At 33.8% G+C, this 24,894-nt stretch carries 27 protein-coding genes; 9 read left to right on the top strand and 18 right to left on the bottom strand.

Annotated elements, in window-relative coordinates:
• Positions 1–21: 21 nt before the first annotated feature.
• From pgm to A9G36_RS10165, 3 genes are all read right to left on the bottom strand, one after another.
• Positions 22–1,659, bottom strand: a complete 1,638-nt coding sequence (pgm, locus tag A9G36_RS05680) for a phosphoglucomutase (alpha-D-glucose-1,6-bisphosphate-dependent) (RefSeq protein ID WP_065585491.1) — start codon at positions 1,657–1,659, stop codon at positions 22–24.
• Between the two features lie 84 nt (positions 1,660–1,743).
• Positions 1,744–2,256 carry a hypothetical protein gene (locus A9G36_RS05675; protein ID WP_034944961.1) on the bottom strand — a complete coding sequence of 171 codons (513 nt, stop codon included), beginning with the start codon at positions 2,254–2,256 and terminating at the stop codon, positions 1,744–1,746.
• A 22-nt stretch (positions 2,257–2,278) separates the two neighbouring features.
• Positions 2,279–2,431, bottom strand: a complete 153-nt coding sequence (locus tag A9G36_RS10165; RefSeq protein WP_176701018.1) for a hypothetical protein — start codon at positions 2,429–2,431, stop codon at positions 2,279–2,281.
• A 208-nt stretch (positions 2,432–2,639) separates the two neighbouring features.
• On the opposite strand from A9G36_RS10165, the gene A9G36_RS05665 reads away from it, so the two are divergent.
• Both A9G36_RS05665 and gloA read left to right on the top strand, forming a co-directional pair.
• Positions 2,640–3,137 carry a glycine zipper 2TM domain-containing protein gene (locus A9G36_RS05665; RefSeq protein ID WP_065585490.1) on the top strand — a complete coding sequence of 166 codons (498 nt, stop codon included), beginning with the start codon at positions 2,640–2,642 and terminating at the stop codon, positions 3,135–3,137.
• Positions 3,138–3,359: 222 nt separating this feature from the next.
• Complete coding sequence (gene gloA, locus A9G36_RS05660) at positions 3,360–3,767, top strand: lactoylglutathione lyase (RefSeq protein ID WP_034944973.1); 408 nt, start codon at positions 3,360–3,362, stop codon at positions 3,765–3,767.
• A gap of 107 nt (positions 3,768–3,874) precedes the next feature.
• Here gloA and gmk read toward each other — a convergent pair whose 3' ends face one another.
• Positions 3,875–4,507, bottom strand: a complete 633-nt coding sequence (gene gmk / locus A9G36_RS05655; RefSeq protein WP_034944976.1) for a guanylate kinase — start codon at positions 4,505–4,507, stop codon at positions 3,875–3,877.
• Positions 4,508–4,728: 221 nt separating this feature from the next.
• Between gmk and A9G36_RS05650 the strand changes: the two genes are divergently transcribed.
• Both A9G36_RS05650 and A9G36_RS05645 read left to right on the top strand, forming a co-directional pair.
• Positions 4,729–5,424 carry an AzlC family ABC transporter permease gene (locus tag A9G36_RS05650; protein WP_034944979.1) on the top strand — a complete coding sequence of 232 codons (696 nt, stop codon included), beginning with the start codon at positions 4,729–4,731 and terminating at the stop codon, positions 5,422–5,424.
• A complete protein-coding gene (locus A9G36_RS05645) occupies positions 5,421–5,750 on the top strand; it encodes an AzlD domain-containing protein (protein WP_034944982.1) in 330 nt (109 codons plus the stop codon). The genes A9G36_RS05650 and A9G36_RS05645 overlap by 4 nt, the downstream gene beginning before the upstream one ends.
• 48 nt (positions 5,751–5,798) lie before the next feature.
• On the opposite strand, the gene A9G36_RS05640 is transcribed toward A9G36_RS05645, so the two are convergent.
• The 8 genes from A9G36_RS05640 to A9G36_RS05605 all read right to left on the bottom strand — a co-directional run bounded on the left by A9G36_RS05640 (position 5,799) and on the right by A9G36_RS05605 (position 14,061).
• Positions 5,799–6,677 (bottom strand): heme biosynthesis HemY N-terminal domain-containing protein, encoded by an 879-nt coding sequence (locus tag A9G36_RS05640; RefSeq protein ID WP_065569362.1) that lies wholly within the window; start codon positions 6,675–6,677, stop codon positions 5,799–5,801.
• A 10-nt stretch (positions 6,678–6,687) separates the two neighbouring features.
• Positions 6,688–8,139 carry a uroporphyrinogen-III C-methyltransferase gene (locus A9G36_RS05635; protein WP_065585489.1) on the bottom strand — a complete coding sequence of 484 codons (1,452 nt, stop codon included), beginning with the start codon at positions 8,137–8,139 and terminating at the stop codon, positions 6,688–6,690.
• Positions 8,140–8,150: 11 nt separating this feature from the next.
• A complete protein-coding gene (locus A9G36_RS05630; RefSeq protein WP_034944987.1) occupies positions 8,151–8,897 on the bottom strand; it encodes a uroporphyrinogen-III synthase in 747 nt (248 codons plus the stop codon).
• Positions 8,894–9,814: a hydroxymethylbilane synthase gene (gene hemC / locus A9G36_RS05625; RefSeq protein WP_065585488.1), complete on the bottom strand. Its 921-nt coding sequence runs from the start codon at positions 9,812–9,814 to the stop codon at positions 8,894–8,896. Before hemC ends, A9G36_RS05630 begins: the two co-directional genes overlap by 4 nt.
• Before the next feature lie 81 nt (positions 9,815–9,895).
• On the bottom strand, positions 9,896–11,263 hold the full coding sequence (purB, locus tag A9G36_RS05620; RefSeq protein ID WP_065585487.1) for an adenylosuccinate lyase: 1,368 nt from the start codon (positions 11,261–11,263) through the stop codon (positions 9,896–9,898).
• Positions 11,264–11,312: 49 nt separating this feature from the next.
• Entirely contained in the window at positions 11,313–11,960 is a 648-nt protein-coding gene (gene hflD, locus A9G36_RS05615) for a high frequency lysogenization protein HflD (protein WP_065574035.1), read from the bottom strand.
• Positions 11,953–13,080, bottom strand: a complete 1,128-nt coding sequence (mnmA, locus tag A9G36_RS05610; RefSeq protein WP_034944999.1) for a tRNA 2-thiouridine(34) synthase MnmA — start codon at positions 13,078–13,080, stop codon at positions 11,953–11,955. The genes hflD and mnmA overlap by 8 nt, the downstream gene beginning before the upstream one ends.
• Positions 13,081–13,371: 291 nt before the next feature.
• Positions 13,372–14,061: a LexA family transcriptional regulator gene (locus A9G36_RS05605; protein WP_065569357.1), complete on the bottom strand. Its 690-nt coding sequence runs from the start codon at positions 14,059–14,061 to the stop codon at positions 13,372–13,374.
• Between the two features lie 149 nt (positions 14,062–14,210).
• On the opposite strand from A9G36_RS05605, the gene A9G36_RS05600 reads away from it, so the two are divergent.
• Positions 14,211–14,447: a helix-turn-helix domain-containing protein gene (locus A9G36_RS05600; RefSeq protein WP_034945004.1), complete on the top strand. Its 237-nt coding sequence runs from the start codon at positions 14,211–14,213 to the stop codon at positions 14,445–14,447.
• 63 nt (positions 14,448–14,510) lie between these two features.
• Here the strand turns inward: A9G36_RS05600 and tpiA are convergent, their stop codons facing one another.
• Positions 14,511–15,278: a triose-phosphate isomerase gene (tpiA, locus tag A9G36_RS05595; RefSeq protein WP_065569356.1), complete on the bottom strand. Its 768-nt coding sequence runs from the start codon at positions 15,276–15,278 to the stop codon at positions 14,511–14,513.
• 100 nt (positions 15,279–15,378) lie between these two features.
• Between tpiA and zapB the strand changes: the two genes are divergently transcribed.
• The 4 genes from zapB (at position 15,379) to A9G36_RS05575 (ending at position 18,851) form a co-directional block, all read left to right on the top strand.
• The gene (gene zapB, locus A9G36_RS05590) at positions 15,379–15,624 is read left to right on the top strand and encodes a cell division protein ZapB (RefSeq protein ID WP_034945009.1); all 246 of its coding nucleotides are present in this window, start codon (positions 15,379–15,381) and stop codon (positions 15,622–15,624) included.
• 80 nt (positions 15,625–15,704) lie between these two features.
• Entirely contained in the window at positions 15,705–17,006 is a 1,302-nt protein-coding gene (locus A9G36_RS05585) for a DUF2868 domain-containing protein (RefSeq protein WP_141670379.1), read from the top strand.
• 5 nt (positions 17,007–17,011) lie between these two features.
• Entirely contained in the window at positions 17,012–18,370 is a 1,359-nt protein-coding gene (locus A9G36_RS05580; RefSeq protein WP_065569354.1) for a GTPase/DUF3482 domain-containing protein, read from the top strand.
• Positions 18,318–18,851, top strand: coding sequence for a C40 family peptidase (locus tag A9G36_RS05575; protein ID WP_051825136.1), 534 nt, complete (start codon positions 18,318–18,320; stop codon positions 18,849–18,851). Before A9G36_RS05580 ends, A9G36_RS05575 begins: the two co-directional genes overlap by 53 nt.
• Before the next feature lie 83 nt (positions 18,852–18,934).
• Here A9G36_RS05575 and A9G36_RS05570 read toward each other — a convergent pair whose 3' ends face one another.
• The 5 genes from A9G36_RS05570 to A9G36_RS10280 all read right to left on the bottom strand — a co-directional run bounded on the left by A9G36_RS05570 (position 18,935) and on the right by A9G36_RS10280 (position 24,864).
• Positions 18,935–20,116, bottom strand: coding sequence for a pyridoxal phosphate-dependent aminotransferase (locus A9G36_RS05570; RefSeq protein WP_034945015.1), 1,182 nt, complete (start codon positions 20,114–20,116; stop codon positions 18,935–18,937).
• 279 nt (positions 20,117–20,395) lie between these two features.
• Entirely contained in the window at positions 20,396–23,938 is a 3,543-nt protein-coding gene (nifJ, locus tag A9G36_RS05565) for a pyruvate:ferredoxin (flavodoxin) oxidoreductase (RefSeq protein ID WP_065585486.1), read from the bottom strand.
• A 244-nt stretch (positions 23,939–24,182) separates the two neighbouring features.
• On the bottom strand, positions 24,183–24,362 hold the full coding sequence (locus tag A9G36_RS10400) for an integrase core domain-containing protein (RefSeq protein ID WP_304364039.1): 180 nt from the start codon (positions 24,360–24,362) through the stop codon (positions 24,183–24,185).
• Positions 24,363–24,420: 58 nt separating this feature from the next.
• Positions 24,421–24,678: a hypothetical protein gene (locus tag A9G36_RS10285; protein ID WP_081296673.1), complete on the bottom strand. Its 258-nt coding sequence runs from the start codon at positions 24,676–24,678 to the stop codon at positions 24,421–24,423.
• 21 nt (positions 24,679–24,699) lie between these two features.
• A complete protein-coding gene (locus A9G36_RS10280) occupies positions 24,700–24,864 on the bottom strand; it encodes a hypothetical protein (RefSeq protein ID WP_218055769.1) in 165 nt (54 codons plus the stop codon).
• Positions 24,865–24,894: the final 30 nt, after the last annotated feature.

Below are 24,894 nucleotides of genomic sequence, written 5' to 3'. Positions count from 1 at the left end.
TAATAGTCGGCTTTTTAAATTTTATTTTATTGCTTTAGCGACAATTTCTTGTGCTTCTTTTTGAAGAGTGGATAAATGCTGCTTGCTAACAAAGCTTTCTGCATATATTTTGTAAGCATCTTCGGTACCTGAAGGTCGTGCTGCAAACCAACCATTTTCAGCTATCACTTTTAACCCGCCAATTGATGCATTATTCGCCGGAGCAGTGGTTAGGCATTGAGTGATCTTTTCACCAGCAAGTTGATCTGTAGTGAGCTGACTTGCATCAAGTTTTGCGAGCTTTTGTTTTTCGGTGAAAGACGCAGCAGCTTGTAATCTACCATAGTAAGATACCCCAAACTTGGCTTCAAGTTCTTGATATTGTTCTTGTGGATTTTTACCAATTTTAGCAGTCATTTCAGCAGCAAGTAGACATAAAATAATGCCATCTTTATCAGTTGACCAAACTTTTCCATTTGTTCTTAAAAACGATGCGCCAGCACTTTCTTCACCAGCAAAGCCTAATTGCCCATTATAGAGTCCATTTGCATACCATTTGAAACCAACGGGGAACTCTAAATATTTTTTGTTTAAACTATTTGCTACACGGTCAATCATTGAACTTGTCACCAATGTTTTACCAATAGCAACATCATTATGCCATTTAGGACGATATTGAAATAGATAATTAACACATGCAGAAAGATAGGCATTTGGATTCATTAAACCTTTTGGGGTAACAATTCCATGCCGGTCAAAGTCGGTATCATTGCCAAAAGCTAAATCAAATTTGTCTTTTAAATTTAATAATCCTTCCATTGCCCAACGACTTGAACAATCCATTCTAATGATTTCATCATGATCAAGATGCATAAAACTAAATGTTGGATCAATTTTGTTGTTAACAATATCAAGGTTCAATCCATATTTTTCAGCAATTCGTGGCCAATAAGTAATACCTGCGCCACCTAAAGGATCAACGCCAATTTTAAGTGAAGAAGATTTAATTAGGGAAAGATCTAAAATGTTTTCAAGATCGTTGATATAATCGGTTTCATATTCTTTTGTATGAATATAATCTGAATGAATGGCTTTTTCTAATGTTATTCGTTTGACTTCATTCAAATTATTTTTGAGTAATTCATTTGCTCTGTTTTCGATCTGTTTCGTTATGTCAGTGTCTGCTGGACCACCATTGGTTGGATTATACTTAATTCCACCGTCTTCTGGTGGATTATGTGATGGTGTAATAACGATACCGTCAGCAAGTTGTGACTTTTTGTTTTGATTGTAAGTTATAATTGCATGTGAGATAACTGGTGTGGGGGTGTATCCAAAATCATGGGCAATTATAACATGTTGTTGATTAGCAACAAATACTTCAAGCACGGTTTTTAAAGCTAATTCTGATAAAGCATGCGTATCTTGACCAATAAAGCATGGACCTGTGATGTTATTTGTTTGGCGGTATTCAGCGATAGCTTGAGCAATGGCTAAAATATGTGCTTCATTAAAGCTACCTTTATTTGAACTACCTCGATGCCCTGAAGTACCAAAAATAACTAATTCACTTGCATTATCAGTATCAGGTATGGTTTGGTAATAATTATTTTGTAATGTTTTGACATTGATTAGATCAGAAGGTTCGGCTAATAATCCCGCTCGGCTATGATTTGCCATTTCTTGTTCCTCTTTCATAGATTGCACTTTTAGTCGTTTGCTAACAGTTACATTTCTTCTCTAATTAGTATGTAATATGCTATTTTACTTAGATGGTGGCGAAAAAACTTTTATAACTTGGTTAATCATGTTGTCTGATATGCCCATGTCACTCATAATTGATTCAATAATATAAATTTTTCTTGCGGTATTGGTATTACTTATCACCCAATATGGCGTGCCCACTATTTCACGAGGTTTAGTATTTTTACCGGATATTTCTAAAGATTGTTTGTCTTTGGCTAAATATTGTCTTTTGCTGCCATGCAGTGAAGTTGCTGCAATTGAAAAAAGTGCAGGATTGTAATTATAAAGTGTTTCAAGCAATAATAAAAAGCGACCGATGATTGATTTTTCGCCGTTAAAGGTGTCACTAGTTAGTAAATCATTAAACATTGAATAACGACTTTCAGCATTAACTTTTCCTACTGAACTAACTCGAGTAGCATGCTCCATCTTTAATAAACGTCTAATGATACTTGATGCATCTTCACCAATATGTTTAGTTTGTGCTGCGATAAATGTATATAACTCTTCGTCGATTTCGATAGTTTTCATTATGTTACTTATGCCTATTAATTTAATTTACTGGACATGCTTGTACTGTAATATTGCCTAGTTGATGTAAATTGTTTGTTGCATTATCTTTTAAACAATCATTAGTTTGTTGTTCAATGATCGTTGCATTTTCAATTTTATGTTGTAGATTAGCATCATGACAGCTCGATATCATAACTGATATTACTAATTGAAAAAATAACCGTTTCATATACTTATTGTATACCATGTAAACTATTGGGATGAGTATACCCTAACTTGATATTAAATTGTATTATCTATTGATAAAATAATGAAAAAAATATTGTTGTAATTGCAAAATAGGTTTATGCTAAAAAAATTTAAAAAAAACCAATCTTTCAAAATCATATGAGGAATCTACTATGAAAAAAATCGTCAAATTAACTATACTAGCAGCAATCCTTTCTGGATGTAGTAATGGTAATATTTATTCTGGCGATGTTTATACGACAGAACAAGCAAAACAAGTACAGCAAGTGAGTTATGGTACAGTAGTTTCGGTACGCCCAGTTAAAATCCAAACTAATGCTTCAAATGGTCAAAGTGAAAATATTGTAGGTTCTTTAGGTGGTGCTGTTATTGGTGGTGTATTAGGTAATACGATTGGTAATGGGTCAGGGAGAGCATTAGCCATTGCAACAGGTGCTATTGGTGGTGCCTTATTAGGTAATAAAATTGAAGATAGTGCAAGTCAAACTAATGCAGTTGAATTAGAGATTAAACAAGAGGGTGGTTCTAATATTGTTATTGTACAAAAAGGTACAATTAAGGAATTTTTTATTGGTCAACCTGTTCGATTAGTTAGTAATGGAAAACAAATTAGTGCTTCACCTCGTTATAGCCATGTAACAAAAGAATAAACAATTATTTTCATAGTTTAAATGAATAAATTAAGGCTTTTACTTCATATTATATTGAGTAGAAGTCTTATTTATAACTCACGATTTAATTATTTTAATGTTGTTAATTTTCGTTTTTTCGTCTTATTGAACTAGAAATTTGCTCAACTAAAAGTTAACAGCTAAACTTAGCACTATTTTTATTTGTTAACGGCTTTATTTGTTTAAGAAGGAATATTGGCGATGCGTATTTTACATACCATGTTACGTGTTGGGAATTTACAACGTTCAATTGATTTTTATACTCGCATCATGGGTATGAAAGTGCTAAGGACTAGTGAAAATACTGAATATAAATACTCTTTGGTTTTTGTTGGTTATAGCGATGAAACAGTTAGCTCAGTAATTGAGTTAACTTATAATTGGGGAACTGAAAAATATGAACATGGCAATGCATTTGGTCATATTGCGATCGGTGTTGATGATGTGGCAAAAATGTGTGATGATGTTAAAAAAGCTGGTGGTAAGGTAACTCGCGAAGCAGGTCCCGTTAAAGGTGGTACGACCATTATTGCTTTTATCGAAGATCCTGATGGTTATAAGCTAGAATTAATTCAGAATGATCAGGCAGATAAAGCTTTAGGAAATTAATATAAAGTTTTACTCAATTATGACATTGAATAGTTAAATAAATATCGCCCTTTGTGTGGGCGATATTTATTTATACCTAAAAGGTATTTTATTTGAATATTATTTAATTATGCCTTGTTTTTTTCCAAAAGGCTTGTGAGTAGTTTTTTATTAAGTGCTTCTTGTTTATTGCATTCTAAACTAGCGGTGGTAATAATTGAATTTAATGCCGTTAATGAAGTATTGAAATCATCATTAATAATCACGTAATCATATTCGTTATAATGGGAAATTTCAGCTTGTGCTTTTGCCATTCTTTTACGAATAACTTGATCATTATCTTGTCCTCGTTTTACTAAACGATTTTCTAGTTCGGTTAATGACGGCGGTAATATAAAAATGCTTTTTGACTGAGGCATTTTTTTTCTTACTTGTTGAGCACCTTGCCAATCAATATCTAAAAATACGTTAATTCCTTGTTGTAGGCTGTGTTGGATCTCAGATTTTGATGTACCATAATAGTGATCAAAAACATGAGCATATTCCACAAAGGCTTGATCATTAATTAATGATTCAAAATAATTATGATCGACAAAATAATAATGTTCCCCATGACGTTCACCTGGTCTTGGGTTACGAGTTGTATGCGAAATTGAGACTTTAGCAGGGTGATGATTTTTTTGCGCTAAATATGCCCGAATAAGGCTTGACTTCCCAGCCCCACTTGGTGCTGAAATAATAAATAGGGTAGCTGTGTACATGGGGTTATTTTCACTTATCATAAAAAAATTTGTGATTTTACTTAATAAAATTTATATCATCATTATAACAAATTCAAAAATAGATTGCGGCTTATTCTATCTATTAGTTAAGTTATTGAACTAATTATTAGCGCTATTTATTATTATAATTGTTATCTATTGATTGACAGTAATATGTTACGTACTAAAATAAAGCATATTTTTTATCATTAGAAATTACAATGGCATTAACATTTAGAGATGGCGTTTATGCTTGTATTCCAACTTTATTGGGTTATATAGGTATAGGTATTGCTGCTGGGGTTGTTGGTAATTCGGCTAATTTGTCCGTTTTAGAAATAACATTACTTGCAGCAATTGTTTATGCAGGTGCTGCGCAATTTATTATTGCTGGATTAATGTTGGTTGCAACACCGATTTCAGCGATTATCTTTGCTGTTTTTTTGGTTAATTCCCGTCATTTTTTAATGAGCATGGCAATTGCGCCAACTTTTCGTCGATACTCTTTTATTCAAAATATTAACATAGGTAGCTTATTGACCGATGAAACTTTTGCTGTTGCCATAAATGCTATTACAAATAAAATTCCTGTTAATGCGGTTTGGATGCAAGGACTTAATATAACGGCTTATATTGCTTGGATTCTCTCCTGTTTTATAGGCGCTTTAATTGGTCAATGGTTGCCTAACCCAGCTATGTTTGGGTTGGATTATGCTTTGGTTGCTATGTTTATTGGTCTAGTTTATTTGCAATTCATTGGTGATAAAAGTAAAAGTATGAAAAATCGTATTATTGTAATGTTAACAGTGGCAATTATGCTAATTTTTTTAATGCGTTTTGTTTCCCCTGAATTGTCGATTTTAATAAGTACTTTTTCTGGTTGCTTTATGGGACTTGCCATGGAGCGTGATGCATGAGTAATTATAGTCTATTTATTATTTTGGGGTGTGGTATTGTTACTTGGTTACCAAGAGTAATCCCTTTTATGTTAATAAGAAAGTTACAATTACCAAATATTGTGATTCGATTTTTATCCTATGTCCCTTTATGTATCTTAACTGCATTGTTTGTTCAAAATCTTTTTATTGCCAAAGAAGGGCAGTTTCCTGATTTTAATATTGAATATTGTTTAGCTGCTATTCCAACAATAATCATCGCTTTTTTGACAAAAAATTTAATGTGTGTTGTGGTTGGAGGAATGTGCTTTATAGCTTTAATTCGTTATTTTCTGGTATTGGTATAATAGTTTAAATTAAAGCAGGGCAAAAGCCCCGCATTTTTAAGTTTGCTTTTATGTTCTAATAGAAGTTAATATTTTTTCAGCTTCAGCAATTTGTCCTAACTGTTTAAGATAATTAGCCATCGCTTTTTGGTAAGAAATATTATTAAGAATAGCTCTTGGTTGTGATTTCCACCATTTTATCAATGCAAGGGGATCGCTATCAGTTGATAATTGTTTAATACGTCCAATGTAAGCCGTTTGGGAAAGCTGTTCTAATTGTGATTCACTATAAGCTTTCACTTTGTACATAATGGGTAACAGCTCAATAACAGCTTGATAATCCCCTATTTGATAATAAAGTTCATCTGCAAGCCTTAAAACTTCAGCATTACGAGGTTTTTCATTTAAAAGTGATTCAACGGATGTTTTTGCTGTATCATATTCTTTGTTTTTGATTTGTAGACGTAATTGAACTAATTTAAAAGCAAATTTTTCTCTAGGTTGACAGTTTTTTGCTGCTTGTTCAAGTAATTGATTGGCAGAAATGAATTGATCATTATCAATTTGGGCCTGTGCTGCAAGTAAATAGGATAATGTAGTATTTGTTGCACCTTTAGCACTTTTCATAAAAAGTTTGGCTGCTTGTTGATAGTCGCCTTCAAGAAGTAAAATTTGTGCTTGTTCAATTCGTTTTACTGATTTACGTGGTGAATTAAAGCGTAACCAATTGCCTAACATTGTTTTGGAATTAAAGATTTTTTTTAATATTTTCGCAAGGAGATAAAGGCACAATATAGCCAATAATTCCAATATAACAAAAGAATTAAATGACATGCTGATTTTATAATTAGCAATAATAAATACTGCTGAACCTTGATTAAATTGCAATAATGGACCTAAGAAGAATCCACCTACTAAAACTAAGAAAATAATCAATATTTTTATCATGATGATTCTCCTATTTAGCCAACATTGCACGAACACGAGTTTGCATTAACTTTTCAAGCTCACTTTGGCTTATCAGTTTTTCAGGTACTTTTTGATTGCTTATTGATTGATTTTGTAAATTATCAAGATCATGCAAAAATGCTTTAACACTTGGTGCGTGACCATCAAAATAAGCATTTACCCAGATAGATGCATCATTTAGTGCTCGTTGGTAAATAAGTTCTTGGTGTCTAGGTACAGCTTGTGCTGCAATTAATAGTCGAAAGCGGATATTTTCGCGCAAATATAATGATTGTTCTAAAGTGAGTGGTTTTTGCAATATTTGACACCGTACAATTTGTTTTTCATCTTTTCCTGCAAGAGAAATACAGGTTGAAAATTTATTGTCATCTTTATCAATTTTTTCAATGGTAATAAATTTTTTCATGAAGGTATCTGCATTTGAAAGCAAATTATCTGACCAATCCGATAACGATGTAGTTACTTCGCTTGATTTATTATTTGAACTATTGGTAATGAATTTGTCACTTGAATGATTTGTCCTCGTTGATGTATTATCTTCTGAAATTTCATCATTATATTGATTCATTCCGAGATCAACTTCTTTATAATTTCCTACCAAGGGTAATTCAATTAATGCATCTGATAGCCCAATTAAATTCATTATAATTCCGTCAGAGTCAATAAGACTGATTTCTGACAATGAATTAATATCTTTATTAATAGCTTGCCTAGCAGGTATTAAACTTGGATCATTTGTCTGTGCCAAGCTTTTATCGGCATTTTTTAACAATAAACGGGCTGTTGTATAATCTTGATCGTTCCAGATTTTTCTTCCAGCTAGATTGACCAGATAGTTAGCTTGCGAGATTAACCATGTATTTTGATCGGTTGAAGACATTGCAGATAATCGTTCATTAAGACTATGCAAGGCTTGTTCGTTTAATTTAGTGGAATCAGTAACCTGATTGGTTATTTGATGTTGTAGCTTTTGCTGTTCAGCTAATTGATTCACAACGCGTTGTTCAAGTGATGAAAATTGTTGGTTTTGTTGATTTAATGTTTCGGTGATAGTTGTTTGCAAATCTTTTAAAACACTTTGTTTTGTGCTTTGTTTTAAATTTGTTATTTCATTTTGAAGTGCTGCAATTGTTCGCTTTTGATTTTCAATATGTTGATGTCCATGGTAGAAAACAAAACTCCCCAGACCTAAAGTCAAAGCTATAGCAACAAGCGACAACTTAGAAATCGGTGTTTTATTTGAGCTGCTTTTACTTAATGGTGAAACATTCATTTTTTCTTCTGTGATTTTTTTTTGTAGGTTTATAGAACTTTGTTTATCTTCTTTTTCTTTCATCTCTTGTTTTGCTCCATTATAGCTATAAGTTGAGGAATATTGGCTATATGAAGTGGTGCTAATAGTTGAAAGTGTTGCATTTGCACCATAATATCGAATTAGCATAGCTTTCCTCATTAAAAATCTATTAAATTAAAAGTAACATTATGACATAGAGTAATCATTGTTTTAAATAGAATTTGATTATTAGCTCCTTTTACTTGTAACACTTTTTTCCATTTTAATTGTTTGGCTTTTTCAAAAATTCTCTCACTTGTCACAATCAAAGTGGCAAAGTTTTTATGTTGAGTTTTGCAATATAATTCAAGTTGCATTAGGTGTTGTACACTTGTAATAATGATTATCTGCTTTTTAATATTATTTGTGAGAATATCCGTTGAATAGGTAATGGGATGACGTTGGTAGCATTCTAATAATTTTACGTTTGCCTGCATTTCAGTCAGGGACTCCATTAATAGCGGCCTTCCAACGTTACCTCGTAGAATTAAAACTGTGCGATTTTTCACCGATTCATAAGTTAATAATGCTAATAATCCTTCACTATTTTCCTGGGCCGGATAGATCACTTGATTTGGTGTAAATTGATTCAATAATTTAGCTGTTTTTTTACCGATTGCAAAATAATTGATATTTGTAGGGAATAAAAAATTTGGCAGATTTGTTTTTATAGTATGTATTACTTGTGGCGAAACTATTATCACAATATCGTTAGGTAAAAGATTATTAAATTGATATTGTAAATTTTGAAGATCATCTCCTGCAGAAATCGAAAATAACGGAAGGTGTTTTGCTGATAAATTCGAGTTATTAAGCCATTCGGTTAATATTTCACCTTCAGGAGATGGTCTAGTTACAAAAATCATTGACCATTTAATTCCTGTAATATTTTGTTAGCACCTTGCTCCAATAGTTGGTTAGCCAATTTATAACCTAAATCTTGAGATTGAGTCACGCTACCAACAATTTCCCCTTTGATTATTTGAGAACCATCAACACGACCAACCAAACCTTGTAAATTTATTTGGTTGTTTTTTAAATAACAATAACTTGCAATGGGTACTTGGCAACCACCTTGTAATGCTTGATTCATTGCTCTTTCCGCTTGGATACAAATGCGAGTATTGAGATCATCAAGTGGAGCAAGTAAGTTAAGGATAGTAGTATCGTTAATTCTAGCTTCAATTCCAATTGCTCCTTGTCCAACTGCAGGCAAGATTAACTCTGTATCAATATACTGTTTAATGCGTTCTGTTAATCCTAAACGTTTCAAACCAACTGAAGCCAAAATAATTGCATCATATTCTTGGTTATCTAATTTTGCTAAACGTGTTCCAACATTTCCTCTCAAAGCTTGAACACTTAAATGTGGGTATTTAGCTTTTAGCTGACACTGGCGCCGTAAACTTGATGTGCCAATAACAGCACCATTGGGTAATTCATCTAACCTATTATATTGATTTGAAATAAAAGCATCACGTACATCGTCACGTTGACAAATAGTTGCTAACATCAATCCCGCTGGAAACTCAACAGGAATATCTTTTATTGAATGAACAGCAATATCAGCTTCATTATTTAATATAGCTTGTTCAAGCTGTTTGACAAATAAACCTTTGCCCCCAATTTTGGAGAGAGGGCTATCAAGTAAAATATCACCACGGGTTACCATAGGCATTAATTCTACTGTTAAACCTTGATGCACCGATAGCAATTGTTGTTTAACATAATTTGCTTGCCATAGTGCTAAAGGGCTTTTTCGTGTTGCAATACGGATTTTCAATCGGGTTTCCTATTTGATACTGAAAATATATAGTTTGCTCTAACTATAATTTTTTTAGTGCTAAATCTTATTAGTCTTTCTTTACAAATTATCGACAAAGTTAGCAGCATAACCTATATAGTTCGCTGGCATTAACTGTTTTAATCGAGTTTTTTCGATTTCAGGTAAATCTAATGAATCTATAAACTGTTTTATTTCTTTTGCATTAACGCGTTTACCTCGAGTAAATTCTTTTAATTTTTCATAGGGCTTTTCAATACTGTAACGACGCATCACCGTTTGAATTGGTTCTGCTAGTACTTCCCAGTTACAGTTTAGTTCTTCAAGTAAATGATCGTAGTTTACTTCAAGCTTATTTAAGCCTTTTAATGTTGATTGATAAGCAATAAAGGCATAGCCAATACCCACACCAAGATTACGTAATACTGTTGAATCACTTAAATCACGTTGCCAACGAGATATCGGTAGTTTACTTCCTAAATGTCCCATAATTGCATTGGCAATCCCTAAATTACCTTCAGAATTTTCAAAGTCTATAGGATTAACCTTATGTGGCATTGTTGAGGAACCTATTTCACCTGCGATGGTTTTTTGTTTGAAATGATTTAATGCAATATAACCCCAAACATCACGATTGAAGTCGATCATAATAGTATTAAAGCGAGCAACACAATCAAAAAATTCGGCGATATAATCATGCGGTTCAATTTGTGTTGTATAAGGATTCCATTTTAAACCCAAAGAATTGACAAACTCTTTACTAAACTTATGCCAATTTACTTCTGGATAGGCAGCAATATGTGCATTGTAATTACCTGTTGCGCCATTTGCTTTACCTAGAATTTCAATTGACTCAAGTTGGTTTAATTGACGCTGTAAACGATAGGCAACATTGGCAAATTCTTTACCAACGGTTGACGGAGTAGCTGGTTGTCCATGTGTTCTTGAAAGCAATGGTATATCTCGATGGACTTTAGCTTGCGATACAATTTTATCAATCACCTTTTTCCAATAAGGGACTAAAATTGTATCTTTTGCTGTTTTTAACATTAATGCATAAGATAAATTATTGATATCTTCTGATGTGCAGGCAAAATGGATAAACTCATTAATAGCACGTAGCTCTTCGTTAGTGCTAACTTTTTCTTTTAAAAAGTACTCAACAGCTTTTACATCATGATTTGTCGTTTTTTCTATCTCTTTAATTCTCAAAGCATCTTTTTCATTAAATTGTTCAATGATTTTATTAAGGTGATCTAATGCTAATTGGCTTAATGCTGGAACTTCAAGAATCTCTGCTTGCGAAGCTAATTTTTGTAACCAACGGATCTCAACTTGAACTCGATATTTCAATAAGCCATATTCGCTAAAAATAGTGCGTAATTCTATTGTTTTATCACCATAACGACCATCAATAGGTGAAAGGGCGGTGAGGGAAGATAATTCCATAGGTTTAACTCCGTTGATAATTTTGAAATATCACTTAGAAAAATATAAATTAATTTACTTGGTTTATTTCATCGAGTAATTCGTTTATTGCATTATAGATGCCTTTACGCCCAAAAAGAAGCTGTAACCGGCTTCCACCAACCTGATACCATAAGATGGATGAACGAACACTACCAAAAAGGGATGTTCTTATTTTAGCTTGAACTAATGAATTTTGTAAAAATTGTGCTTTTCCTATCACCTTAATCTTATTTGTTAAAGGACTGACGATATCCGAATAAATGTTAGCTAGCGAGTATGAAAGTTCATCTATATTTATGTTAATCGTTTCGTCATTCACAACCGGATAAAGTGCGGAAATTTGTTTTAATCGTTGATCAATTTTGTTGAGTACATCATTATTTCTTAATAGCTTATTGGTAATACTTAGTGTCCCAAAAAGATAACGTATTAATTCAACCTGATCTTTTTGATTTGAAGATAATAATTGCTTTAAAGCAAGTAAGCCTGTTTTAATATTTTTAATACCATCATAAACATCAGCGGTGGTTTGGGGGGAGGTTTTAAATACGCTTTTTATTGATTGTTCATAAATAGTGGGATTACAAATGCCGGTATTTGCAAGCTGCGGAATAAGCATAGTACTTTGTACAACACCTGCAAGTGCAATGGCAATATGATAATATTTATTACTCACTCAAAAACTCCTTAGCATCAATAATTCTTTCTTCAATAATTCCACCGCCTAAACACACATCATTTTGATAAAAAACTGCTGATTGCCCTGGAGTTACAGCTGCAACAGGCTGTTCAAAAATGACTTCTATCTTATCTTCTGAAAGTGGGTTAATTCGGCAGGCAATATCTTGTTGCCGATAACGAGTTTTAACCGTGCAGTTAAATGACTTAGTAACTATTTGTCGATCAACCCAATGTAACTGTTGTGCAATTAGGCCATTTGAAAATAGTGCTGGGTGATCATGCCCTTGGGCTACAACCAATTCATTATTTTTTATATCTTTATCTACAACATACCAAGGAGTATCATTGGCTTGTTTAAGTCCTCCAATACCAAGTCCTTTACGTTGCCCTAGTGTGTGGTACATAAGACCTTGATGTTTACCAATTGCTTTACCCTCAACGGTGCGAATAATACCAGTTTGAGCGGGTAAATAACGGGCCAAAAATTCATTAAATTTGCGTTCACCAATAAAACAAATACCGGTTGAATCTTTTTTGGAAGCTGTAGCTAATCCTAGCTGTTTTGCAATTTTACGAACTTCTGTTTTTTCAAGTTCACCAACCGGAAATAAGCTTTGACTTATCTGTGCTTCACTAAGGGTATACAGAAAATAACTTTGATCTTTATTATTATCAATACCTCTCAACAATTCTATTTTGTTATTGATTTCTCGTTTGCGAACATAATGGCCAGTTGCTATATAGTCGGCACCTAAATCTTCGGCTGCATAGTCTAAGAAAGCTTTAAATTTGATTTCTTTATTGCATAAAATATCAGGATTCGGTGTTCTACCAGCTTTATATTCAGATAGGAAATGTTCAAATACATTATCCCAATATTCAGTAGCAAAGTTAATCGTATGTAATTTGATATTTAATTTGTCACATACTTTTTGAGCATCCGCTAAGTCAATTGCGGCTGAACAGTATTCGTCTGTATCATCTTCTTCCCAATTTTTCATAAATAATCCAATGACATCGTATCCTTGTTGTTGTAACAAATAAGCTGAAACAGAAGAATCAACGCCACCAGACATGCCGACAACAACTTTTGGAGAAGCATTTATTTTTTGCATAATAACTAAATAATAGATTAAAAATGATGGGTGATTTTATCATAGATGCCCAAAAAAGCATAAAGTAATGCTAATAAGAATTCCAATTGCCTACAATTTTTTTATTGGAATATAGACTTAAAGTTAAACATTTCCACGTTTTTTTCTTTATAAATCTTTACAATCGTTAAAGAAAAAAAACGAACAATTAAATATCTATGCAAAGCAACTCCAGCGATAATTATCGATGGAGTTACTTATATAAGTCAGATAAATAATTATTTATATTTATCAATATATTAATTAAAGTTCTTAATAAAGATCTTTTAATAAATACACCACATGACCAATAATTTTAAAATCCTGAGGGGCATTTTTATCAATAATGATAGTGGGATATTTTGGATTATCACACAATAATGCTATGTTGGCCCCTTGATTTTGAACACGCTTAATACTGATTTGATCATCATATTGAACAGCATACAGATAACCGTCAATCAATTTACAATGAGAAGTATTGACAATAATAATATCATGATTAGATATAGTAGGCTCCATACTATCACCTTTTGCCCATACTGCGCTTAAATCATCATTATTACACTCTTGATGTTTAATTAGCATGATATTAAATGGTATTGATTCAATTTGTAAATGAGAATTTCCTACTTCATTTAAATGATGAAAAGGAATATCTACAAAGCTTTTATGTTCTGTATCTGGAAGTAATCTACATTCCCCCTTACCCGTAACTAGCCATTCAATTGGAACATCACATTTTTGAGCAATAATTGCCAGCCTATTGAGTGAGGGATAGGTTTTACCTGATAAGTAGTCCCGAATTACTGCTTCTGACATTCCCACTTTTTTGGCAAATGCATTTCCCGATAAGCCTTCCAATACCAGTGTAAGTCGATTTTTAAAATTGATAACACCAGTTTCAGTTAGTGTTCGTGTTTTTTCTTGGTTTTCGGTTGTTTTTATGCTGCTTTCTTTCATTTTTATAATCCATTCTGTATTGCTTTTTTATATTTTTTGTTTTAATTCGTTTTTTTATGTGTTATTCTCTGCTTGGAATTTACATCAACTGATGTTGTATACCGATAATCTTTACGATAGCAGTAAATAAACTTATAGAGGATCTCATAATGAGCGAACAAGATCAAGACTGGACTCCATCAAGAGTAGTAGGAGAAATTAAAATTAGAGGTGGAAATTTAAGAGGTCTATCTCGTGCAAGCGGTTTGCAAGCTGATACTCTAAGAAATGCACTTTACCGTCATTGCCCTAAATATGAACGAATTATTTCTGATTATTTAAAAGTCCCAGCTGAAAAAATTTGGCCTACTCGTTATAAGCTTAAAGCTAACAAAGTGAAATATTAATTATTGAACAATAATTTAGACAAGCTTAAGGCAAAGGACGCCTAATAAGGCGTCTTTTACATATTATTGTGCTTTAGCTTTTTCTGCAGCTTTAATTATCATAGCAAATGTACTAGCTTTTAATGATGCTCCGCCAACTAATGCTCCATCAATATCTGGTTGAGTAAATAGTTCAGCCGCATTTTTATCGTTAACTGATCCCCCATATTGAATAATTACTTGTTCTGCAACTTTTGCATCCTGTTTAGCAAGGTGCTCTCTAATAAATTTATGGACAGCTTGTGCTTGCTCAGGTGTTGCTGATTTACCAGTACCAATAGCCCAAACTGGCTCATAAGCGATAACAGCGTGATTAAATGCTTCAATCCCCAGGGTTTCAATTACAGCATCAATTTGGCGCGCACATACTGCATGAGTTTGACCAGCTTCATTCTCGGCTTCAGTTTCACCAATACAAAGAACTGGCACTAGACCTGCTTCTTTAATTATAGCGAATTTTTTTGCAATAAATTCATCTGATTCTTTATGGTAGGTACGACGTTCTGAATGGCCAATAATAATATGCGTTACGCCAATTTCTTTTAGCATATTGACAGAGACTTCACCTGTGTAAGCACCAGACAAGTTGATTCCAACATCTTGAGCACCTAAAATAATATTTGATTTATCTAATTGGTGTTTAATAAAGTCTAAATAAACGACGGGTGGTGCAATAGCAACATCACATGCGACATCTGTTGATAGCTCTTTTTTTAGTTCTACAACTATATTTTTAGCCATATCAAGACTGCCATTGAGTTTCCAATTACCCATCACGAGAGGTTTACGCATAATTTTCTCCAACTTAAGATTTAAAAAGGTGTTGATTTTAGAATGAATTCGTTATAATAGTAAGTATTATACACCAAATAAATAAAGCCTGAGGAAAAATATGTCATTAGAAATATTGAATCAATTAGAAAGTAAAATTCAACATACTATTAATACAATCAATACACTACAACAGGAAATTACAACCTTAAAACAAGGTAATCAAGAGTTAGAACAATTAATTAATGACAGTTCTGATGAGATGAAAGCTTTACGTGATGAAAACGAAAAGTTAAAACAAGATCTGCAATTATGGCAACAACGTATTCAAACTTTATTAAGTAAAATTGGTGAAATTGCGCAATAGTTTATTTAACTTATTTGCAACCGCGACTAAAGGCGCGGTTGATTTATACTTTACAAAAATTTTTTAAAGATTTAAGTATAATGCGAGAAAAGTTAATATCATTATGGCTAACCGAAACGATACGATTGATTGAAAATGAATCTGGACGGTTTGCAGATCAAGATATCAATCGAGAATTACGCGCTTCGAAAACACCACTTGCTCATCGTATTGTTACGCGGGCTGTTATGTTATCCAAGCAGAGTGAGCTTTACGCTGCATTAATTACTTTATTACATGCCTTAAAATTTTCATTTATTTTATTATTATTCTTTTCTTTTTTTATTGGTATAAGTTTAGCTTTCGGTGCATTAAGCCAAAATCCAGTTAATCTTTATTGGGCACTTTTTAGTTTATTGGGTGTTCATTTTATTACTCTATTTATTTGGCTTTGCTCTTTTTTCTTTTTTTCGAGCTTTGGTGGTAGTGTTTTAATTCATTGCTGGTTATGGCTAACTAGAAAACTTTCACAAAGAAAAACTGTACAACAGCTTATACCAGCATTTGTACAGCTTTTGGGTGGAAAAATCCGCTGGTTAATTGGTTTTATTCTCAATCTTTTTTGGACTATTATACTAAGTTCAGCATTGTTAGTTCTAATCGTTTTATTTTCTACGCAGCATTATAGTTTTGAATGGAAAACAACTTTATTAAGTTCTGATACTATTATTCAACTAACTCATTATTTGGGCTTAATTCCATCCATATTTGGATTTTCTATACCTCAAGATAATGTTATCCGCATTAGCGACCAAGCATTAAATGCCGGTTATGTTCGTTCTTCTTGGGCTATTTGGTTGCTTGGCGTGTTTATTGTTTATGGTTTAACTATACGCTTTTTTTGCATGATTATTTGTGGAATTAGTTGGCTAATAAGCTGTCGTGGAATTAAACTGCAATTAGCTTTACCTGAGTATCAATTGCTAGCTAACGATTTACAACCTGCTTTAATTGATATAGTGGATAACGATTTGCAGGGAAAAAAGATGCATTTTCATTCAGCTATGAATTTATTAGAAAATAGCCAAGGAGCTTATTTAGTGGCAATTGATATTCCTGAAGATTGGCCTGTTCCTGATTCTGTCTCATTTTTAGGTTTTCTTAATACTCGGCAGCAAAGACGTGACATTTTAGATTATTTACAATTAAAACCGGCTAAAAAATTATTGGTTGCTATAGATGCAAATAGAGCGCCAGATCGTGGCATTTTAAACTTACTCAATCAACTAGCTACTAAGTCCCAACAATATCGTATTTGGTTTATCAACGAAGGCAAGCAATATCATAATTGGCAATCACTATCCTTAAAATCATCTATACCTACATGGTTAAATGAGGAATAGAAAATATGCTTACAACCTTAAAATTAGCAGTGGTTGGTCATTCAAATGTTGGTAAAACCTCCTTGCTACGGGCACTAATTCGTAATAGCCATTTTGGTGATGTTTCGGATAAACCGGGGACAACAAGACATGTGGAGTCAATTAAGTTAACACTGGAAAAACAGAAGTCGATCATTTTTTATGATACACCTGGATTAGAAGACAGCATTGCATTATATGATTATATTAATCAACTAACTCCTATAGACTCAAGGCTTGATGGCGTCGATAAATTAACGACTTTTTTAAAAAGCCCTGAGGCTGAAAACTTATTTTATCAAGAAGCAAAAGTAATTCGACAGCTATTGAATAGTGATGCAGCTATCTATGTTATAGATGTGCGAGAACCAGTTCTTGCTAAGTTTCGCGATGAATTAGCGATTTTATCTCAAAGTGATAAACCTATTTTGGCTGTATTAAATTTTACTTCATCAGAAGAACAAAATGAAAATGAATGGAAAAAATTAATTTCTAGAATAGGGATTCATGTTACTATAAGCTTCGATGCTGTATTCCCTCCATTGGATGGTGAAGAACGATTATATCAAAGTCTTGCTTTATTGGTTGAGCCAGCAAAAGGAATATTAGCTGAATGGTTAGATAAAATCACTCAAAAACGTGACTCTCGTAATCAGGCAGCTAATTTAATTATTGCTGAAACATTGGTTGATGTTACCGCTTGTTATGAAATGGTCAAATCAAATGACAAGCAAGCTGTTATTGATATGCAAAACAAGGTTAGAAATCGTGAGCAAAAAGCAATAGATGAGTTGCTAAAGCTTTATCAATTTGATGTATATCACGAAAGTGAACAAAATTTACCTTTAATTAAAGGACGTTATAAAGCAGATCTTTTTAATATAGATGCTTTAACGATGATGGGTATTCATTTGACTAAAGGATTTGTTTCCGGCGCGACTGTAGGAGCAAGTATTGATTTGGCAACAGGTGGATTAACACTTGGATCAGCAACGCTTGTTGGCGCAGCGGTTGGTAGTTTAATGCAAACAGCGAAGCATTATGGATCTAGAATACGTTATCAGTTAACTGGATACAACAAATTAAGTGTTGATGATGTTATTATATGTTTTCTATCATTACGCTTAATACGTCTAAAAGAAAATTTAAATAATCGTAGCCATGCGAATACTAATCCAATCAAATTGTCTAAATTAGATGAAAGCGATTGGGAAAAAGGTGTATTACCCAAAAGCTTAAAAATAGCAAGACGCTATTCGCATTGGTCGACTTTAAATAAGGGAACGAAAAGACATGACAAAAGAAGACAATCAACTATCATGGAAGTTGCTAACCAATTGTGTTAGCGAAAAGAAATGCTCTTTTATTATCACGTTACTTCTTTCACTTCTTATATTATTTGGTAGCACATCTTGTCAAAGTCAGATTTTGACAAGTCATTCTAAATCTGATCTGTTAATGCTAGCAAAAATAGAATCACATTATAAAAAATGGCAAAATACACCTTACCGTTATGGTGGAACTACTTTAGCTGGCAGTGATTGCTCAGCGCTAGTAATGAATTTTTTCAAGAATAAACTTTCTAAAACTCTTCCAAGAAGTGCCGCAGAACAAGCACAATTAGGCTATAAAGTTAGTAAACCTAAAGCCGGCGATTTAGTGTTTTTCAAAACAGGTCGTAGTAACGGAGGTTTACATGTAGGAATATATTATGCAGATGGTAAATTCTTACATGCTTCATCATCTAAGGGTGTTATTTATTCTAGTTTAAAAGAAGATTATTGGAAAAAACGTTATTGGATGGCAAGACGTATAACTGATATTTAGATACAATAAAAATTGCTCTCTAATTGTATTTAATTAGAGAGTCTAAAAAACATTCATTTTTCTACAGAAATCATTCTTTTAACTTATTGATTTTTTCTTAAATTATACATAACATTCGCTACATATAACATTTCACCTGGCGTACCCAATGATATTCGACACCAATTGGTTGCAGGTGCAAAATCTCTTCCAATTAAAACAAAATTTTGTTTCATGAGTTCACGATAATCCTTTAAATTAATCGGACTTTGATGAAATATAAAATTAGTTTGTGATTTTAGATAGTGTAAACCTAAATTTGATAATACTTTTTCCATGATTTGACGTGATACATCAACCGCTTTTTTGGAATAAGTTAAAAATGGTTGATCATCGATAGAAGCAAGCGCTGCACAAACACCACAATAGTTGAGTTTCTCGCCAGCTACATATTGAGCCATATTTTGAATATTTTCAACTGAACTGACTGCATAACCGACTCGTAATCCGGCCATAGCATGGATTTTTGAGAAAGTTTTAAGTAATATAATATTGTCATAACCTTTTGCAATAAATTCATCAACTGACTTAAAGTCAGGATCATTAACAAATTCAGCATAAGCTTCGTCAATAATAAAGATCGTATTTTTAGGTTTGCTTTTTATCCAAGGTTCTATTTCATTTGTTGCAAAAACTGTTGAAGTAGGATTATTTGGATTAACCAAATATACAATTGAAAATCCATTATAATTTTCAGCAGCTTTTTGTATGCCTTTTATATCTATCTGCCAATCTGGCAAATTTGGTACTTTAGTAATTTTTAGATTAAAGATCTTTGCAAAATGTTCTCCATCACCATAAGTAAGCTCTGGAATGACTAATTGAGCATCTGACTTAACAAAGGCAGCAATAGCACTGCGAATACCTTCTGAAGATCCTGCAGTTAATAAAATTTGAGTATCATCGACTTTATGATGTTTAGCTAATCGTTTATTAAGCAATGGCATTTCGGCTTTGGCATAGCGATTCGCTTTTGGTACAGCATCAATTGCAGCTTGTTTTGCACGTGGCGACATACCAAGCGCATTTTCGTTAAAGTTGAGTCTTATTGGATTGTTAATATTAGGTGTTGCTACATTTTCAAGCATAGGTATAGAGAATGAAACCGAGTTTTGTATTTCTATTGCATGAGCTTTAGATAATAATTGATTAATAGATAGCCCTGCAATTGCCGCACTGGAAAATGTGATTAATTTTCTTCTACTGACATTTAAATTAGATATCATGATTTACCTCTTACTTAATTAATATTTATATGGTCAATTATTAATTAAGCAAAAATAATACCAAGTTTTTAAAGATTACTAAGATTATAGACTTGTACTATATTAAATAATCAAAGATTAATGAGGAGATGGTTGTTATTTAGATTATATTAATCTAAATACGCACCTGTTGGGTGCTTTATTGCTCAAAAATGGTATATAAAAAGGACTGCATTAATACAGTCCTTATAGTGATTAGTCAATTACCATGGGTGATTTTTTTACCATAGGTGATCATTGTTAACTATCTGCCGGTGTCTCGATAGTCGAAATGGTTGCCAGCATCTGCAAAAACTTATATTTTGAATCCACCATGTTAGTTGAACGCTCATGTAAGGTATTGGCAATAATAGGTTCAAGTGTTTCTAAACGGCGGAAACGCTGTTCTTTTAGTAATATACCAGTTAATAACTCACTGTTTGGTGCTTTTGAATCTAATACTAAAGCTGGCTTGCCTTCTGCCATACGGCGTGGGTCATAACGATATAAAGGCCAGAAGCCAGATTTAACTAAATCTTTCATCTGCTCATGTGATTTAGCAAGGTCATAACCATGTTCTTCACAAGGGCTATAAGCAATAACTAAAGATGGTCCATTATACGCTTCGGCTTCTTGTAAAGCCTTAAGGGTTTGGTTAAGTTGTGAACCCAATGCAATTTGCGCAACATAGACATGGCCATACATCATTACACTAACACCAAGATCTTTACGTGCTTTATGCTTACCTAAATCAGCAAATTTTGATACAGCGCCCATAGGGGTGGCTTTTGATTGCTGGCCTCCAGTATTAGAATAACACTGGGTGTCTAACACCAATATATTCACATTATCAGTTAAGCTCATTACATGATCGAGCCCACCAAACCCAATATCGTAAGCCCAACCATCGCCACCAATTGCCCAGACTGATTTATCAACCAGGTAATCTGCATTTTGAATTAATTCTTTAGCTTCAGTTGAATCCAAATGAGCAAGTTGTTCGCGTAATTTTGCAATTTGTTGCCGTTTTTCATCAATAGTGATATTTGTGGATTGTAAAGCTATGGCAATTTCTGGAGAAATTTCACCGCCCATTTTTTCTAGTAATCGTAACGCACGCTTTTTATGTTGGTTATAAGATATGCGATAACCTAAAGCAAACTCAGCATTATCTTCAAATAATGAATTTGCCCAAGCTGGTCCACGACCATGGCGATCGATCGTATAGGGTGATGATGGCAGGTTACCACCATAAATTGATGAACAGCCAGTGGCATTTGCAATGGCTAAATGGTCGCCATAAAGTTGGGTTAACAATTTGATGTATGGTGTTTCACCACAACCTGCGCAAGCACCGGAATATTCAAATAGAGGTGTAAGTAGTTGCGATGTACGCACATCAATGCGTTCAAGTGTGCTGATATCACGATCAGGCAATGCAGTAAAGTACTCAAAGTTAGTGCGTTGAGTCTCAATATTATCGATACGTGATTGCATGTTAATTGCTTTAATTTCAAAATTATTACGATCGCGGGCAGGGCACACTTCGACACATAAGTTACAGCCAGTACAATCTTCTGGGGCAACTTGCAATACATAACGTTGACCTTTCATATCACGAGCTTTAACTTCAAGCGAGTTTAATGAATTAGGAGCATTGATCATTTCATCAGGATCAACAACTTTAGCTCGAATAGCTGCATGAGGGCAAGCAACAGCACAATGATTACACTGGGTACAAAGTTCTGCTTTCCAAATTGGGATCTGTTCTGCAATGTTTCGTTTTTCCCATTTTGTTGTACCAATTGGCCATGTGCCGTCAGGCGGAAAAGCGGATACTGGCAAATTATCACCTAAACCAGCTAACATAGTAGCTGTCACAGTTTTAACAAAATTAGGCGCATTATAAGGTACTACTGGTGGCATTGATGGGCTGCTTTGATCAACGCAGCTAAGTGGAACTTGTTCAAGTGATTCAATAGATAAATCAAGTGCTTTCCAGTTGTTTTCAACCAAATCTTGCCCTTTACTACTATAACTTTTAGCAATGACTTCTTTTAATTGGGTAATACTAAAATCATTCTTAAAGATTTCAGAAAGATGAAAAAATGCTGCTTGCATAACAGTATTAATTCTTGCGCCTAAATTACATTCACGAGCTATTTTTGCTGCATTTACAATGTAAAAGTGTGCTCGTTTTTGTATTAATTGTGCTTGCACTTCTTTAGGTAGACGATGCCAAACTTCATCTTTGCTATACGGCGTGTTAAGCAAAAAGATACCATCGTCCTTTAACTTATCAACAATTTGATATTTATCGATAAACTGATCTTGATGACAGCCAATAAAATGCGCGCTTGTTATCAAATAAGGCGAATCAATAGGATCTAAGCTGACTCTTAAGTGAGAAGTGGTTAAGCCACCGGCCTTTTTAGAGTCATAGACAAAATACCCTTGCACATAAAAAGGCGAGCTATCGCCAATAATTTTAATATTATTTTTAGTTGCTGACACAGTGCCATCACTACCAAGCCCATAAAATAGCGCTTCGAGTGAAGATTTTTGAGGAATAGATTGATCAGGCAATGGTAAAGATAGTCCTGTAATATCATCATAAATACCAACAGTAAAGCGTGGTTTTGGTTTTGCTAAATTGAGCTCAGCAAAAATGGCAAGTACACACTTAGGATCAAACTCTTTAGATGATAACCCATAACGTCCACCTATAATAAGTGGAATAGTTGTGCGTTCCCCACGAGATAAACTTTCAGCGAATGCGGTTATAATATCTAAATAAAGCGGCTCGGCTTGAGCTCCCGGCTCTTTGGTTCTATCAAGAACGGCTATTTTGTTAACAGTACTAGGTATAACACTTAGTAAATGGTTAGCCGAAAAAGGGCGGAATAATCGAACGATTACAACCCCGACTTTTTCGTTTTGTTTAAGTAAAACATCCACAACTTCTTTGGTAGTGTTTGCTCCTGAGCCCATAATAACAATAATACGTTCGGCATCACAAGCTCCATAATATTCAAAAGGTTGATACTTTCTGCCTGTTTCTGCAGCAAAGGCATCCATAGCATCAACAACATGTTGATAGGTACTATCATAATAGCTATTTATCGCTTCTCGACACTGGAAGTATGTATCTGGATTGGCTGATGTGCCTCGAGTCACTGGTTTGTCGGGTGTTAAAGCACGTGAGCGATAAGTTTTAATAGCTTCATGTGGTAATAAATTACGGATTTGGTCATCGCTTAATGGATAGATTTTATTGACTTCGTGCGATGTTCTAAATCCATCAAAAAAATGAACGAAAGGAACTCGGCTATTTAAGGTTGCCATTTGTGAAATTAACGCAAAATCCTGAGCTTCTTGCACTGAACTTGAACAAAGCATTGCAAAACCCGTTTGCCTAATTGCCATCACATCAGAATGATCACCAAAAATAGAAAGTGCATGAGTTGCAATAGTGCGAGCGGCAACATGCAAAACAAAAGGAGTCAGTTCGCCCGCTATTTTGTACAGCGATGGGATCATTAAAAGCAAACCTTGTGATGAAGTAAACGAAGTTGCTAGTGCACCAGTCATTAATGAACCATGAACGGTTGCAATTGCACCTGCTTCCGACTGCATTTCAATGACTCTAGGGGTATCACCAAATACATTTGGCTTATTAAACTCTGCCCAAGTACTGGCTTGCTCAGCCATGGTTGAGCTTGGTGTGATTGGGTAAATAGCAATGACTTCGTTTGCTCGATAAGCGACGGATGCCACCGCACTATTAGCGTCTGATATTATCATTAAAAAAACCTTGTATTTTATAGTGTTATGACATTACTAACTTAGTATAAATTTGTATTATTGTATCAGAAACTAACATAGCTTTTCGTTATTTTTATGCTAAATTTTTTATCATCACCACTTTAGAAAAAAGTATTAATAAAAGTTGGGTTGTTTATGAAGTCAACTGATTTTACTGTATTCCATTTTTAGTGCTCCAACAGCTGTAAATACCCCAAATTTAGTACACAACTCACGTAGAAAATTAAGCTGCTTGTTTTAGTGTTTTATACTCAATCGGTGTCATGTTATTTAATGCCTCATGCGGTCTTTCGGTATTATAAATGGTGAGCCATTCTCCGGTTATTCTCCTTGCTTGTGCTAAGTTGTTAAAAAGATATAAATAGAGTACTTTAGTGCGATAGGTACAATTAAATCGTTCAATATAGCCATTTTGATAAGGGCTACCGGGCTTTATATAATCAATGGCTATATCATGTGATTTAGCCCAGTTTATCTAAGTAACGGGGAATCCTTCCTGTTGGTAAGCTTACTGTAATATCAATACCTAACGCCTCACGATTAAAGTCATCGATGACATTGAATGTTCTAAAGCGACGTTGATTACGGCTACTGTCACTCATAAAATCCATTGACCAATATTCACCTTGTTTATTAGGCACCAATAGCTTTTCTGGGCATCGTGGAGGAATGCGTTTTTTTCGTTTTACTCTGAGATTAAGCTTTAATTCACAATACACCCGATAAACACGCTTATGGTTCTATTGATAGCCGAGCTTTCTGATACGATTAAAACATTTAGGAAAGCCCCAGCGTAAATACCGGTCTGTGATAGCATTCAACACCGAAATAATCACCGAATCATCCGATAACTTAGGTTTATAATAGTAAGCACAACGGCTTAAGCCAACAATGGTACAACTCATGAATGATTTTGTTGTCGTTGCTGTGCCCCC

The organism is Gilliamella sp. Choc6-1 (assembly GCF_001690385.1).
Lineage (GTDB): Bacteria > Pseudomonadota > Gammaproteobacteria > Enterobacterales > Orbaceae > Gilliamella > Gilliamella apicola_A.
This window is presented reverse-complemented; position numbering and strand designations above follow the sequence as displayed.